Origin of the sequence: Neorhizobium sp. IRS_2294 (assembly GCF_050500145.1) — a bacterium.
Classification (GTDB): Bacteria; Pseudomonadota; Alphaproteobacteria; order Rhizobiales; family Rhizobiaceae; genus Neorhizobium; species Neorhizobium soli.
In genome coordinates this window covers 3348645-3363465 of the sequence record NZ_CP191439.1, presented here as the reverse complement: position 1 = coordinate 3363465, position 14821 = coordinate 3348645, and the positions used below count along the sequence as shown (strand labels likewise).

Annotated in this window: 12 protein-coding genes; 6 read left to right on the top strand and 6 right to left on the bottom strand. The window is 60.7% G+C overall.

Features of this window, described 5'->3' with window-relative positions:
• The first annotated feature begins 19 nt into the window (after positions 1-19).
• The 5 genes from mmsA to ACQY1K_RS16190 all read left to right on the top strand — a co-directional run bounded on the left by mmsA (position 20) and on the right by ACQY1K_RS16190 (position 7890).
• Positions 20-1579, top strand: coding sequence for a multiple monosaccharide ABC transporter ATP-binding protein (gene mmsA / locus ACQY1K_RS16210; RefSeq protein ID WP_113165639.1), 1560 nt, complete (start codon positions 20-22; stop codon positions 1577-1579).
• 2 nt (positions 1580-1581) lie between these two features.
• Positions 1582-2772 carry a multiple monosaccharide ABC transporter permease gene (gene mmsB, locus ACQY1K_RS16205; RefSeq protein WP_062462120.1) on the top strand — a complete coding sequence of 397 codons (1191 nt, stop codon included), beginning with the start codon at positions 1582-1584 and terminating at the stop codon, positions 2770-2772.
• 216 nt (positions 2773-2988) lie between these two features.
• Positions 2989-5565 carry a bifunctional lysylphosphatidylglycerol flippase/synthetase MprF gene (gene mprF, locus ACQY1K_RS16200; protein WP_430257861.1) on the top strand — a complete coding sequence of 859 codons (2577 nt, stop codon included), beginning with the start codon at positions 2989-2991 and terminating at the stop codon, positions 5563-5565.
• Entirely contained in the window at positions 5562-6950 is a 1389-nt protein-coding gene (locus ACQY1K_RS16195) for a virulence factor family protein (protein WP_430257860.1), read from the top strand. The genes mprF and ACQY1K_RS16195 overlap by 4 nt, the downstream gene beginning before the upstream one ends.
• A gap of 286 nt (positions 6951-7236) precedes the next feature.
• Positions 7237-7890, top strand: a complete 654-nt coding sequence (locus ACQY1K_RS16190; RefSeq protein WP_062462125.1) for a TerC family protein — start codon at positions 7237-7239, stop codon at positions 7888-7890.
• A 41-nt stretch (positions 7891-7931) separates the two neighbouring features.
• Here ACQY1K_RS16190 and ACQY1K_RS16185 read toward each other — a convergent pair whose 3' ends face one another.
• A complete protein-coding gene (locus ACQY1K_RS16185) occupies positions 7932-9011 on the bottom strand; it encodes an acyltransferase family protein (protein ID WP_113165642.1) in 1080 nt (359 codons plus the stop codon).
• A 172-nt stretch (positions 9012-9183) separates the two neighbouring features.
• Between ACQY1K_RS16185 and ACQY1K_RS16180 the strand changes: the two genes are divergently transcribed.
• Entirely contained in the window at positions 9184-9996 is an 813-nt protein-coding gene (locus ACQY1K_RS16180) for an MBL fold metallo-hydrolase (protein WP_430257859.1), read from the top strand.
• Here ACQY1K_RS16180 and ACQY1K_RS16175 read toward each other — a convergent pair.
• From ACQY1K_RS16175 to ACQY1K_RS16155, 5 genes are all read right to left on the bottom strand, one after another.
• The gene (locus ACQY1K_RS16175) at positions 9963-10889 is read right to left on the bottom strand and encodes a methylenetetrahydrofolate reductase (RefSeq protein WP_209902426.1); all 927 of its coding nucleotides are present in this window, start codon (positions 10887-10889) and stop codon (positions 9963-9965) included. The two genes, ACQY1K_RS16180 and ACQY1K_RS16175, sit on opposite strands and share 34 nt — an antisense overlap.
• 167 nt (positions 10890-11056) lie before the next feature.
• A complete protein-coding gene (locus ACQY1K_RS16170) occupies positions 11057-11902 on the bottom strand; it encodes a dipeptide ABC transporter ATP-binding protein (RefSeq protein WP_062462611.1) in 846 nt (281 codons plus the stop codon).
• A 5-nt stretch (positions 11903-11907) separates the two neighbouring features.
• Positions 11908-12765: an ABC transporter ATP-binding protein gene (locus ACQY1K_RS16165; protein ID WP_113111671.1), complete on the bottom strand. Its 858-nt coding sequence runs from the start codon at positions 12763-12765 to the stop codon at positions 11908-11910.
• A gap of 2 nt (positions 12766-12767) precedes the next feature.
• Entirely contained in the window at positions 12768-13685 is a 918-nt protein-coding gene (locus ACQY1K_RS16160; RefSeq protein WP_062462138.1) for an ABC transporter permease subunit, read from the bottom strand.
• 29 nt (positions 13686-13714) lie between these two features.
• Positions 13715-14719, bottom strand: a complete 1005-nt coding sequence (locus tag ACQY1K_RS16155) for an ABC transporter permease subunit (protein ID WP_062462141.1) — start codon at positions 14717-14719, stop codon at positions 13715-13717.
• Positions 14720-14821: the final 102 nt, after the last annotated feature.

Sequence of the window (14821 nt, the reverse complement as noted above, 5' to 3'; positions counted from 1 at the left end):
TCCTATTCCAGGAGTTCTCATGCTTGATCCTGTATTGTCGGCGGATAAACCGCCTATTTTGGAAATGCGCGGCATTTCAAAAAGTTTTGGCGCCGTTAAGGCGCTTTCGGACGTGAGCTTTACCGTCAAGGAAGGCGAGATTCACGCCCTTGTCGGCGAAAACGGTGCCGGCAAGTCGACGCTGATGAAGGTGCTTTCGGGCGTGTACCCGCATGGTTCCTACGAAGGCTCGATCCTGTTCGACGGCGAGGAACGCCACTTCCGCGACATCAACGATTCCGAAAAGCTCGGTATCATCATCATTCACCAGGAGCTCGCGCTCATCCCGCTGATGTCGATTGCCGAGAACATCTTTCTCGCGAACGCGCCATCCAAGTACGGAGTGATCGACCGCGATGCTCGCTACATCCGCACGAAGGCCCTGCTCGCCAAGGTCGGTCTCGTTGCCGAGGTGCCCGAAACCCTCATCACCAACCTCGGTGTCGGCAAGCAGCAGCTGGTCGAGATCGCCAAGGCACTCTCCAAGGACGTGCGCCTGCTGATCCTCGACGAGCCGACCGCTTCGCTCAACGAAACCGACAGCGCAGCCCTGCTCGAACTCCTCAAGGAATTCCGCCGCAACGGCATTACCTCGATCATGATCAGCCACAAGCTGAACGAGATCTCGGAAGTTGCTGATCGCATCACCGTGCTGCGCGACGGACGCACCGTCGGCACGCTCGACTGTCACGAAGGCCCGGTCGACGAGGACGAGATCGTCCGCCGCATGGTCGATCGCGATCTCGAAAGCCGTTACCCGAAGCGCGAGCCGAAGATCGGCGAGGTGATCTTCGAGGTCGACGACTGGTCCGTCCACCATCCGCAGCATTCGAACCGCAAGGTGGTCAAGAACGTGTCCATGAAGGTCCGGGCCGGCGAAGTCGTCGGCATTTCCGGCCTGATGGGATCCGGCCGCACCGAGTTCGCGATGAGCGTGTTCGGTCGCGCCTATGGCCGCGATATTTCCGGCACCGTGAAGATCCATGGCAAACCTGCGGATACCTCGGACGTGCACCGGGCGATCAAGGCGGGCCTCGCCTATGTCACCGAAGACCGCAAGCATCTCGGGCTGATCCTGTCTGAGGACATCCGCAAGAATGTCTCGCTCGCGCATCTGGGCGGCGTTTCGTCACGCGGCGTGATCGACGACATCCGCGAAATGAAGGTTGCCCAGGAATTCCGCGACCGTATGCGGATCCGCAGCCATAACGTCTACCAGGAAACCGGCAAGCTTTCCGGCGGCAACCAGCAAAAGGTCGTGCTGTCCAAATGGCTGTTCACCAACCCGGACATCCTGATCCTGGACGAACCCACACGCGGCATCGATGTCGGCGCCAAGTACGAAATCTATTCCATCATCAACGAACTTGCGGATGCCGGTAAGGCAGTCATCGTGATCTCGTCCGAAATGCCCGAGCTCATCGGCATCTGCGACAGGATCATGGTCATGCACGAGGGCGAATTTGTCGGCGAAGTCGCCGGCGAAGAGGCAACGCAGGAAAATATCATGCGCGCTATCATGCGCCGCAAGGGGAGATAATTATGAGCACTCCGCAGGAAGCAATTACCGCTCCCAAGGCGGCGACAGGTTTCTGGAAGGAAAATCTTCGTGACTACGGGATGCTGATCTCGCTGGTCGTGATCGTCATCTTCTTCCAGGTCGCAACGGGGGGCGTTCTGCTGAAGCCGCTCAACATCACCAACATCGTTCTCCAGAACAGCTATATCGTCATCATGGCGCTCGGCATGCTGATGGTGATCGTGACCGGCCACATCGACCTTTCGGTCGGTTCGGTCGCCGGTTTCGTCGGCGCGGTCGCGGCGATGCTGATGGTGCAGTACAGCTTCGACTTTGTCACGGCGAGCATCATCTGCCTCGTGCTCGGTGGCGTGATCGGCGCAATGCAGGGCTATTTCGTCGCCTATTTCAGGATTCCGTCCTTCATCGTGACGCTTGCTGGCATGCTGGTCTTCCGCGGGTTCATGATCGCGGTCCTTAGCGGCCGGTCGATCGGTCCCTTCGACCCGACCTTCCAGAAGCTTTCTTCCGGCTTCATCCCGGAACTGATCTCCTCGACGGGCGGCCTTTATCTGACGTCCTTCATCATCGGCCTGGTACTGGCCGCCCTGATGGTCTGGCAGAACTTCAGAAGCCGCGCACGGCGTGTCGAGCATGGCGTCGAATCCGAACCGATGGCTTTCTTCATCGGCAAGAACATCCTTGTCATGGCTGCCATCGGCTATGTCGCCTACCTGATCTCGTCGCACCGCGGCCTGCCCAACGTGCTGATCATCATGGCCGTGCTGATCGTCGCCTACGGCTTCTTCACCAACCGCACGATCATCGGACGGCAGATCTATGCGGTCGGTGGCAATGCCCGCGCAGCCGAGCTGTCCGGCATCAAGACCGTGCGTCTGGTGTTCTGGACCTTCGTCAACATGGGTGTGCTTGCAGCGCTTGGCGGCCTCGTCGTTGCCGCTCGCCTCAACAGCGCGACCCCGAAGGCCGGCACGGGCTTCGAGCTCGACGTCATCGCGGCCTGCTTCATCGGCGGCGCCTCGGCTTACGGCGGCGTTGGCAAGGTCACGGGTGCCGTGATCGGCGCCTTCCTGATGGGTGTTATGAACAACGGCATGTCGATCCTCGGCATCGGCATCGACTATCAGCAGGTCATCAAGGGTCTGGTTCTGCTCGGCGCCGTCTGCGTCGACGTCTACAACCAGCGCCGTTGAGCCCTCGTCACAGACAGACAGCGAAAGGCGGGAGCTTCAGCTTCCGCCTTTTTTATTGCGACGCCGATGCGCTAAACCCTTATTGAAAGTAGGCGAGCGCCTACGTAATGAGGGCGGCAACACAGACATATTATTGCCGCGATCGGGTCGCCTTAGCTGCCCGGCTCGTTCGGGGAGAAATCCCCGGCAATGCTTCAACAACCGGCATGACCATTGATGTCCACAGATCAGCAGAAGACCGGCCTCCGCGAGACGTTTGAAAACTATCGCGGCTATCTCGTTCCCTTCATCATCCTCGTGGTCTTCGGCTTCACGACGTTTGCGATCTATGATCTCACCACCGAAGTCAGTTACGACGACGTGCTTGCAGCGCTTGCCGCCACGAAGGCATCGTCCATCCTTCTCGCGATCTTCTTCACCGCGCTGAGTTTCGTTGCCCTGACCGGATACGACCTCAACGCACTCTCCTATATCGGCAAAAAGCTGCCACCGGTGCCGGTCGCCATGACCGCGTTCAGCGCCTATGCGGTTGGCAACACAGCCGGCTTCGGTGCCTTGAGCGGCGGCGCGATCCGATTCCGCGGTTACTCGCGGCTCGGCCTCAGCCCCGACGATATCGGCCGGGTGATCGCCTTTGTCACGCTCGCCTTCGGGATCGGCCTGCTCGGTGTCACGGCGATAGCCTCGCTTGTCACGGCGCCTCGGATCGGCAGCCTGCTCGGCATCGGCGAGGGCTGGGTGCGCGGCATTGCGGTTGCGATCATCGTGGTGCTCTCAGTGCTTGTCGTGGCCGGCTGGAATGGCCGCGAAGTGGCATTGGGCAGGCTGAAGCTGCGGCTTCCCGATACGAAAACCTCGTCGCAGCAGTTCCTGATCACGGCGCTCGATATCGCAGCCTCGGCGTCGGTTCTTTACGTGCTTCTGCCGCAGACGGATATCGGCTGGCCGTCGTTCCTGGCGATCTATGCCACGGCTGTCGGTGCCGGCGTTCTCAGCCACGTTCCGGCGGGGCTGGGCGTGTTCGAGACGATCATCGTTGCGGCGCTCGGAAGCACTGTCGATATCGATCAGGTTCTCGGCAGCCTTGTTCTCTACCGGGTCATCTATCACGTGCTGCCGCTTCTGGTCGCGACGCTGTTCGTGATCGGCATGGAGGTGCAGCAGCTTTCCAACCATCCGGTCGCCTCGACGCTGCGCAAGCTCGAATTCCGTCTGGCGCCCCTGCTGCTTGCCGCATTCGCGATGATCGCTGGTGCAATGCTGGTGTTTTCGGGCGTTACACCGACGCCGGATTCGGATCTGGATTTCCTCTACAACTATCTGCCGCTGCCGGTCGTTGAAGGCGCGCATTTTCTGTCCAGCATTCTCGGCATCGTGCTTTTCGCGTCCGCCCGCGGTGTCAGCCAGAGGCTGGACGGTGCGTGGTGGACGGCGACAGCCTGCACTGCGCTTGCCCTGCTGCTTGCCTTCGTGCGTGCCGTCGCGGTGTTCGAAGCGATCTTCCTCGTCATCCTTCTGGCCGGCCTGTTGCTCAGCGCCCGGCAGTTCACGCGGCCCGCGTCGCTCATCCGGCAGGTGCTGACGCCTGCCTGGGTCGTGGCGATGCTGGTGCTGGTGGCCGCCGCGATCACGGTGCTTCTGTTTGTCTATCGCGAGGTGGAATACAGCCGGGAGCTCTGGTGGCAGTTCGAGTTTTCCGCAGAAGCGCCGCGCGGGCTTCGTGCGATCCTGGGTGTGGCCATCGTTGCCGGCACGATTGCGATTGCCAGCCTGCTTCGGCCGGCTGCGACCCGCACGGCGCAATCCACGCCGGAGGAACTGGAGCGGGCGATCTCGATCGTCCGTCAGCAGGACGTCGCCGATGCGAATGTCGTGCGCATGGCCGACAAGCGGTTGATGTTTTCCACAAACGGCAAGGCCTTCATCATGTACGGCATCCAGGGGCGTTCCTGGATTGCCTTGTTCGATCCGGTCGGCCCGGCGGAGGAAATCCCCGAACTGGTCTGGAGCTTCGTGGAAGAAGCGAGGGCTCAGGGCGGACGGGCCGTGTTCTACCAGATTTCGCCGGCACTTCTGCCTTACTGCGCCGATGCTGGCATGCGGGCCGTCAAGCTCGGAGAACTGGCGATCGTCGATCTGGAGCGCTTCGATCTCAAGGGAAGTCGTCTTGCGGGTCTGCGTCAGGCCGTCAACAAGGGGCTTCGCGAGGGGCTCGAATTCGACGTCATCGAGCAGCCGGATGTGATGAGTTCGATCGAGGATCTGCGCCGGGTGTCCGATACCTGGCTCGCCGCCCACGAGACACGCGAGAAGACGTTTTCGCTCGGTGCCTTCCAGGATGCCTATGTGGCATCCCAGCCGGTGGCGGTGCTGCGCACGCAGGGAAAGATCGTTGCCTTTGCGACGCTGTCGCTGACCGAAACGAAGCAGGAGGCAACCGTCGACCTGATGCGGTTTGCGCCGGATGCGCCCAGAGGCTCGATGGATTTCCTGTTCGTCCGCTGCATGGAATATCTACAGGCTGCCGGCTACAGGACCTTCAACCTCGGCATGGCGCCGCTTTCCGGCATGGCACAGAGGGAAGCCGCCCCTGTCTGGGACCGGATCGGCAGCGTGATCTTCGAACACGGCGAGCGGTTCTACAATTTCAAAGGCCTGAAGGGATTCAAAACCAAGTTTCACCCGCACTGGGAACCGCGCTATCTTGCGGTGGCAAGCGTCAGTCCTGCCATCGCGATGGTGGATGCGACGCTGCTGATCGGCGGGGGCTTGAGAGGAGTGGTCGGAAAATGATGATCTTATCCCGAATTCTCGCCGTCGGCATTCTGCTGGCCGGCACCGGTCTTGCCTCCGCTCAGCAGCCTGCTTCCGAGCAAACCGGTTCGCAGACGGATGACTACAAGACCGGAATGATCGCCTCGCCGCACATCTATATGCCCGGCGACAAGGATCTGAAGGCGATGGTCTTCCTGATCTCGAAGGGCGCAGGCTGGGGTGCCGAGGAAGAAAGCCAGGCCAAGGCGCTTGTCGATCAGGGGGCGGCGGTGGTCGGTATCGATTATCCCTCCTACATCGCGTCGCTCGCCAAGGATGACGGCGACTGTATCTACATGGTTTCCGATATCGAAGACCTGTCGCAGCAGGTGCAGCGCCGGATCGGCAATGCCAGTTACCGGCATCCGATCATTGCCGGCATCGGGGATGGCGCAGCGCTTGCGCTCGGCATGATCGCGCAGAGCCCGTTTGCGACGATCTCGAAAGCCATCGCAGTCGATCCGACGGCCGGCATTCCGCTCGAAAAGGTTCTCTGCACCCCCGCGACCAAGGAAAAGGCCGCCGACCGGACGATCTACGGCTTTACCGATGGAAAGCTGCCGGCCGACGTGACGATCGGCTTGACCGATGCGGCCGATGCCGCCGGCAAGGACCACGCCACCAGCCTCAAGGCCGGTTGGCCGGATCTTGAGCTCAAGGACGTATCCGGGCCTGCAACTGAAGCGCTCGCAGATCTCCTCGACACGGCGATTGAAGGTGATGGCAATAGCGATCAACTCGATCTGCCAGTAACGGTCCTGGACACGAAACCGACACTCGACACGATGGCGGTTGTCTATTCCGGCGATGGCGGATGGCGTGATATCGACAGCGAGCTCGGCGGTTATCTGCAGGCCCAAGGAGTACCTGTGGTCGGGGTGGATTCGCTGCGGTATTTCTGGAAGGAACGCACGCCGCAGGAAACGGCGGATGATCTCGTCAAGATCATCGACACGTACCGGCGCCAGTGGAACGTGAAAAACGTGGTGCTGATCGGCTATTCATTCGGAGCCGACATCCTGCCGGCGACCTTCAACGTCCTGCCGGCTGCGACCAAAGCGAGGGTGAAACAGATTTCGCTGCTGGCGCTGTCGAAAGAGGTCGATTTCGAGATTTCCGTTACCGGTTGGCTTGGTGTTGCCGGTGAGGGCAAGAACGGCGACAGCATTTCCGATATCGCCAAGATCGATCCGCATGTCGTGCAGTGCCTTTATGGTACCGACGAAGACGACGATCCTTGCCCGACGCTGAAACCGCAGGGTATCGAGACGGTCGGCATCGAAGGCGGACACCATTTCGATGAAGATTACGAGGGGCTTGGAAAGCTCATTCTTGAGAGCCTCCACAAGCGGCTGACCAAGTAGAAGCCGTTTTCCCGCGAAGAAATCACACTCCCGTGAGCTGGTTCGTGAGTTGGGGCTTGATTTCTGCGGCTCCCAAGATAAATCTCAGCGCACCAGGACCGGGCCCCTCTGGCAGTTCGCAGGAACTGTGATGTCGGACTGGATTGTTCAACTTCAGGTGCCTGGTGTTTGTGGGGGTCGTCACTCGACCTTGACGGCAATCGAATGGATAGCGGTGAATTTCCGCCCGTAATTCGTCGCCCCTCTCCACGACATGGGTGCTCCGTATTGAAAGATCGGGTACCAAATGATGGAATTCTTTACGCCGGAGGCACTGTCCGCCCTCGCGCAAGTAATCATGATCGACCTTGTTCTGGCGGGTGACAACGCAATCGTCATCGGCCTCGCCGCCGCCGGACTGCCCAAGGATCAGCGCGCCAAGGCGATCCTGATCGGTATCATTGCCGCCACCGTGCTGCGTATCGGTTTTGCGCTTGCCACGACCCAGCTTCTGCAGATCGTCGGCCTGCTTCTTGCCGGTGGTGTCCTGCTTCTGTGGGTCTGCTGGAAGATGTGGCGCGAGCTGCGCACCCCGCACAGCCATGAGGACGATGCCGAAAATGTCGTCTCGAAGGCCGTCGAGGAAGGCGAGAACGCGTCCGTCAGCGGTGCGCCACGCAAGACCTTCGCCCAGGCTGCCTGGCAGATCGTCATCGCCGACGTTTCCATGTCGCTCGACAACGTTCTGGCCGTTGCCGGTGCCGCACACGAACATCCCGAAGTGCTGATCTTCGGCCTCATTCTTTCGATCGCCTTGATGGGTATCGCGGCAAGCTTCATCGCCCGCCTGCTCAACAAGCATCGCTGGATTGCCTATGTCGGTCTGGTCGTCATCCTCTACGTTTCGCTGGAGATGATCTACCGCGGCGTTCTGGAAGTCATGCCTTACATCAACGGCTGAGTGCACAAGACCCTGCGGCGGTTTTTCCGCCGCGGGGTCCCTCAGGCAAAGCGGGCGCGCAGTCGCGTCAGGCTGGCCTGAACGGGCTTTGAAAGCCCAATGATCGCCCGTCTCGCGGCAGGCTCAACTGTTCTTGCGATGATCATCGCGACAGCCAACAATCCCCCAATCAACAAAGCCAGAATGGCGAAGCGATTGTCCGACGTGCCGAAATTGGCAAAGGCGGCATAGCCGATATTCTGATGCAGAAGGTAAAGCGGATAGGTCAGCCCGCCGAGCGAGATCGCGAGCCCTCTCTTGATCGGCAGTGTCGGCGCGTAGATCGCGATCGTCACGGCCGCAAGCGCCAGCGGCCCCATCGCGGCCAGGCCCGCGGTATTTCTCCCGAAACCGTACAGGGAAATGAATTCCGGCTCCGTTATGAACGGTGCAGCAATGGCCCAGCCGGCTGCGAGGCTGAGCACTGCAAAGCTTGCCCGGGAGTTTTCCAGTCGCGTCCGAAACAGCGCCAATCCGAAGGCAAAATAGCCTGAATACTGGGTGATCAGCAGTTTCTGCAGCACGACGCTTTGCAGCGCTGTCTCGTTCAGCACCGAAATGGCAAGCCAGACCGTGACGATGAGACGCCAGTGCGACTTCAACAGGCCTGTTGCGAGAGCGACGAAGATCCAGCCGTAGAAGATGATCTCGTAGGCGATCGTCCAGTATGCTCCGTCGAGGAAGGGTTGGCCGAATACGCGCGACAGGATCACGAGATGGGCCAGCCATTGCCGCACCGTCGGGGCACTGAGCGCCGGGACCGGCCAGATCGACAGGACGACGGCGGTGATGGTGGCGCAGACGAAGAATGTCGGCCAGAGCCTTGCAAACCGTCCAGCGGCAAAATCAAAGGCCGATCGACCTTCTGCCGACATCATGATGACGTAGCCGGAGATGGCAAAGAAGATTAGCAGGCCGATATCGAACCACTTGGCTATCGGCGCGAGCTCCGGAAAGCCGATCCCGGCGCCTTCTCCGGTGATCCGCATGCGAAAACCGTAGTGGAAGAACAGGACGAGCAGGGCCGAGACCAGCCGGAGCAGATCGAGGTTCAAGAGCCGCACAGGCTTTGCTTCCGTCATCACAGCCTCCCGGCAACCGCAACATCGCTACAGCGTATCGCGGCCGCGTTGGGAAAGCGTGAATGAGGCCGGCTGCTCTTGCCGCTTTACCGGAATGTGGCTCCCAGCCTCTATCGGGAAGTCCGTTCTCGTCTATAACCGATTGATCGCGGTTATCCGGAGCGGGGGGCTCATGACGGTTTTTCTTTGCAATGCCTGTAGCACATCCTATCCCGATCGTGGCGAACCACCCGCATCTTGCCCGATCTGCCTCGACGACCGGCAATATGTCCCGGCTTCCGGCCAGGCGTGGGTTTCCGCTGAAAAGCTTGAGCAGGGGCATGCCAATAGCTGGCTCGAACTCGAGCCTGGCGTCCTTTCCATCCGTACCGTTCCCGCGTTTGCTATCGGCCAGCGGGCGCTTCTGGTGCAGACACCGTCCGGAAACATTCTCTGGGATTGTATCGCGCTCCTCGACGACGCGACGAAGACGCTGGTCAAATCGCTGGGCGGGTTGAGCGCCATCGCGATCTCCCATCCGCACTATTACTCAAACATGCAGGATTGGGCCGAGGCCTTCGATTGCCCGATCTACATCCACGCTTTGGACAGCCAGTGGATCCAGCGTCCGTCCGATCACGTCCGCCTGTGGGACGAGGATGCGCTCGTCCTGTCTTCTTCCGCGACGCTTGTACATGCCGGCGGTCATTTCGCTGGCGGAACCGTGATGCACTGGATAGCGCGGGATGGGACAGGTGTGCTGCTCGCCGGCGATATCGTGCAGGTGACGCCGGGGGCCGACCGGGTTTCCTTCATGTGGAGCTATCCCAACATGATGCCGCTCAGCGCAGCTGAGGTGGCGGATGTCGCGGAACGGCTGGCGGCCTGGCCGTTCGAGCGGATCTACGGAGCCTTCGCCAAACAGGATATCCGCGGCAACGGCCAGGCGATCGTCGCGCGCTCGGCAAAAGACTATATCGCGCGGATTTCAGCCAGCGCAGGTTGACGCTCGTTCATCCATTCCGCGCTGGCTCTGATACCCCCCAGCGGGAAGACGTGGATCTGCTCGATCAAGCTTTGCGGGTTGCGGGCCTTGTAGTCGGCGATTTCAGTCAGGAATTCGGTCGGCTCGTAGGGTACCAGGAGTTTGGAGATGTCCATGGCCCGCTTCTGGATGACGCTGATCGACGGGCCGACACCGCAGGTGAGGGCGAATTTGATCAGCGTCTGAAGCTTTGTCGGTCCCGCGACGCCGAGATGGATCGGCATGCGGACGCCGGTTGCGGCGATGCGCTCCGCCCACAGGATCACCGGCCGCGAATCGAAGGCGAACTGGGTGACGATGGCAAGCTTCGCATCGGTGCTTTCGGAATAGATCTGCTTGAACTTCAAGGCTTCGTCGACAAGCTTTGTCGTGCCGTCGAGGTCGATATCCCTGTTGCCTTCGGGATGGCCGGCGACATGCAGGCGCTTGAAGTCGTGACGGTCGAAGATGCCGGTCTCGATCAGCTGCAGCGAACTGTTGAGAGCGCCAGCAGGACGCGACAGACCGCCGCCGAGGAGGAGCGCCTGGTCCACACCTGCCTCGTTGTGATATCGGCTTACCCAGTCGTCGAGCATGGCGCGGCTCTCGATGCTGCGGGCCGGAATGTGCGGCATGACCTCGAAGCCATCTTCACGCAGCCGTTTGGCCGTCTTCACCATATCGTCGATCGGTGTGCCATCGATATGGGCGATATAGACCCGGGTGTTTGCGGGAAGCAGCGTCGTGAAGTCGTCGATCTTGGCCGCGGTTCGCGGCATCACCTCGATCGAGTATCCCTCGACCAGGGACTTGAGCAAGGCGGGCTCCGGCGCTTTGTCCTGCTGCCTGCCTCTGAACAAGTTCAACAATGCCATGCCGCTACTCCCACCCTGCCACAATGACGCTCGCCGTTTTCCGGCGAGCTGGCAGAGGTTTCTTCTTGCATGACTTCTGATGCGAGAGATTTCTCTCTGCGTCAACTTCAAGCTCAATTCCGTGATAATGCCGACAGCTGCCGGCATTATCAGTGCATCTTAGGCGTTCAAGCGGCCGAGGCAGCCTTCTTCTTAGCAATACGAGCGCGGATCGATTCGACATCGGCGCGCGGCGTCGCCTTGAACAGGGTCTGGGTGTATTCGTGCTTCGGCGCGGAGAACACCTCTTCGCGCGTTCCGTATTCGACCGCCTCGCCGAAATACATCACCATCACCTCGTCGGCGATGTAGCGCACGACGGAAAGGTCGTGGCTGATGAAGACGTAGGTGAGGTTGAACTCGTCCTGCAGGTCGGCAAGCAGGTTCAGAACCTGTGCCTGAACCGAAAGATCGAGCGCCGAGACGGGTTCGTCGAGCACGAGAAGCTTCGGGTTCATCATCAGCGCACGGGCGATCGCGATGCGCTGGCGCTGGCCGCCGGAGAACATGTGCGGATAGCGGTTGTAGTGTTCCGGACCCAAGCCGACCTTGATCAGCATCTCGGTTGCGCGATCGCGCCGCTCGGATGCCGGCATCGAGGTGTTGATCGCCAGCGGTTCGCCGAGAACGTCGCCGATCTTCTGGCGCGGGTTGAGCGAACCATAGGGGTTCTGGAACACGATCTGCACCTTCTGGCGCATTTCTGATGTCAGGTGGCCCGGACGCGTATCCATCTTCTGGCCGTCGATGATCAGTTCGCCGGCCGTCGGTTCGTCGATGAAGGTGATCATGCGGGCAAGCGTGGACTTGCCGCAGCCGCTTTCGCCGACGATTGCCAGCGTCTTGCCGCGTTCCAGCTTGAAGGAGACGCCCTTGACCGCATGGACGGTCTTTTTCGGCTTCATGAAGCCAGCCGGCAGTTCGTAGTCGCGCTTGATGTCGCGCACTTCCAGCATGATGTCGGTGTTGGTCATATCGGTCATGCATTCACTCCCGAAACCTGGTCCGGATTGCCGTCGAAGAAGGCGGAGACGGTGGTCAGTCGGTCACCCGTCGCGTTTTCCGGCAGGGCTGCGAGAAGCGCCTTGGTATAGTTGCTCTGCGGGTTTTCAAACAGCGAAAGCACATCGGCTTCCTCCATCTTGCGGCCCTTGTACTGCACCACGACCCGGTCGGCGGTTTCGGCAACCACACCCATGTCATGGGTGATCATGATCAGGCCCATGCCGGTGCGGGTCTGCAGGTCCATGATCAGGTCGAGGATCTGCTTCTGGATGGTGACGTCGAGTGCTGTCGTCGGTTCGTCAGCGATCAACAGCTTCGGGTCGCAGGCGATCGCGATGGCGATCATCACGCGCTGGCACTGGCCGCCCGACATCTGGTGCGGAAAGCTGTTCAGCCGTTCCGCGGGGTCCGGCAGGCCGACCAGCTTGAACAGTTCGATGGCGCGGGCGCGGCGGGCTTGTCTGTCGAGGCCGAGGTGGATGCGCAGCACTTCCTCGATCTGGAAGCCGACCGTGAAGCAAGGGTTGAGGCTTGCCACCGGCTCCTGGAAGATCATCGCGATATCCTTGCCGATCAGCTTGCGACGATCGGCAGGGCTTAGTTTTTGGAAGTCCTTGCCTTCAAACAGCATGCGGTCGGCGGTGATCTTCGCCGTCCACGGCAGAAGCCCCATGACGGCCAGCATCGAAACGGACTTGCCGGAGCCGCTTTCGCCGACGATGGCGAGAACTTCGCCCTTTTCGACCGTGATCGAAACGCCGTCGACGGCCCGGAACCAGCCGGTCGCGGTTTCGAATTCAACGGTGAGATTGTCGATTTGCAGAAGCGCCATGATCAGGACCTCTTCAGTTTCGGGTCAAGCGCATCGCGCAGGCCGTCGCCCATCAGGTTGATGGCAAGAACGGTGATGAGAATTGCAAGGCCGGGGAAGGTGACAACCCACCAGGCGCGCAGGATGAACTCGCGTGCTTCGGCCAGCATCGTGCCCCATTCAGGCGCCGGCGGCTGTGCGCCCATGCCGAGAAAGCCAAGGGCCGCCGCATCGAGGATCGCGTTCGAGAAGGAGAGCGTCGCCTGGACGATGAGCGGTCCGGTGCAGTTCGGCAGGATGGTGCGAAACATCAGACGGATCGGACCGGCGCCGGCGATGCGGGCAGCGGTGACGTAATCCTTCGTCTTCTCTTCCATCACGGCCGCGCGGGTCAGTCGCACGAAATGCGGCTGCAGGGTGAGCGCAATGGCGATCATGCCGTTGGTGAGGCTTGGGCCGAGGATGGCGACCAGAACGAGCGCCAGAAGCAGCGACGGAAACGCCAGGATGATGTCCATTAGGCGCATGATCACCGTATCGATCCAGCCGCGATAGTAGCCCGCGATCAGGCCGACGAGAATGCCGCCGAGCAGCGACAGCGTCGTCACGAACAAGCCGATGAAAAGCGAATACTGTGCGCCGTAGATCAGGCGCGAAAGAATGTCGCGACCGACGGGGTCTGTTCCGAGAAGAAAGCTCCAGCTGCCGCCTTCGGCCCATACCGGCGGCCGCAGCACGGCGTCACGATACTGTTCGAACGGTGAATGCGGGGCAATCACCGGAGCAAGCACAGCTACGACGACGAGAGCGATGAAAACGAACAGGCCGATGACGGCACCGCGGTTTTCGGAAAAGTAGAACCAGAACTCCTTGAGCATCTGGCGGCGCATCTGCCCGGTCGTGACGATCTCTGGCGTCTTGGCGGTTATTGCATCTGCCATGGGATTTTTCTCCTTCTTATCTCGGCGGATCAGTGGCGGATACGGGGATTGATGAGGCCGTACATGAGGTCGACGATGAGGTTGACCGTCATGATGATCGCCGCGATCAGAAGCAGGCCACCCTGGATGACCGGGTAGTCGCGACGGAAGACGCTATCGACCATCCACTTGCCGATGCCCGGCCAGGAAAAGATCGTCTCGGTCAGGATCGCGCCCGCAAGCATGACGCCGATCTGCAAACCGATGGTGGTGATGACCGGGATCATCGCGTTGCGCAGCGCATGCACGCCGACGACGCGGAACGGCGACAGGCCCTTGGCGCGGGCGGTACGCACGTAGTCTTCGGACAGCACTTCCAGCATGGCCGAGCGGGTCTGGCGGGCGATGACGGCAAGCGGGATGGTGGCAAGCACGATCGACGGCAGCGCCAGATGGCTGATGGCCGAGGAGAAGGCACCCTTTTGCCCGGACAGCAGCGAGTCGATCAGCATGAAGCCGGTGACCTGCGGGAAGTAGAACATAAGCGAGATGCGACCCGAAACCGGGAACCACTGCAACGTGCCGGAAAACAGAATGATCAGCAGCAGGCCCCACCAGAAGATCGGCATCGAATAGCCGACCAGCGCGATGCCCATCAGGCCCTGGTCAAAGATCGAACCCCGCTTCATGGCGGCGATGACGCCGGCGGGAATGCCGAGCGCAACGGCGATGATCATTGCGCAGATGGACAGCTCGACGGTCGCTGGAAACAGCGCCCAGAACTGGTCGAGGATCGGCTTCTTGGAGACGATCGAGGAGCCGAAGTCACCCGTCAGCACGCCGCCGAGATAATCGAAATACTGGATGACCATCGGGCGGTCCATGCCAAGCTGGGCGCTGATCTGCGCATGCCGCTCGGGCGACATGACGCGCTCACCGGACAAGAGCATGACCGGATCGCCCGGCAGGAGCCGGATGAAGGAAAAGGCGATGATCGAGACCCCGAGGAAGGTCGGGATCAGCACGGCGAGGCGCCGCAGTAGCAAACCAAACATTGTAAGCCTTTGTGGAAGGGGCTCCGGTCGATTTCAGACCGTGTCAAGCCACGAACCGAGCCATTTCGGCGTCGCGCCGCATTTTTGGGCGTCTCATAAGAA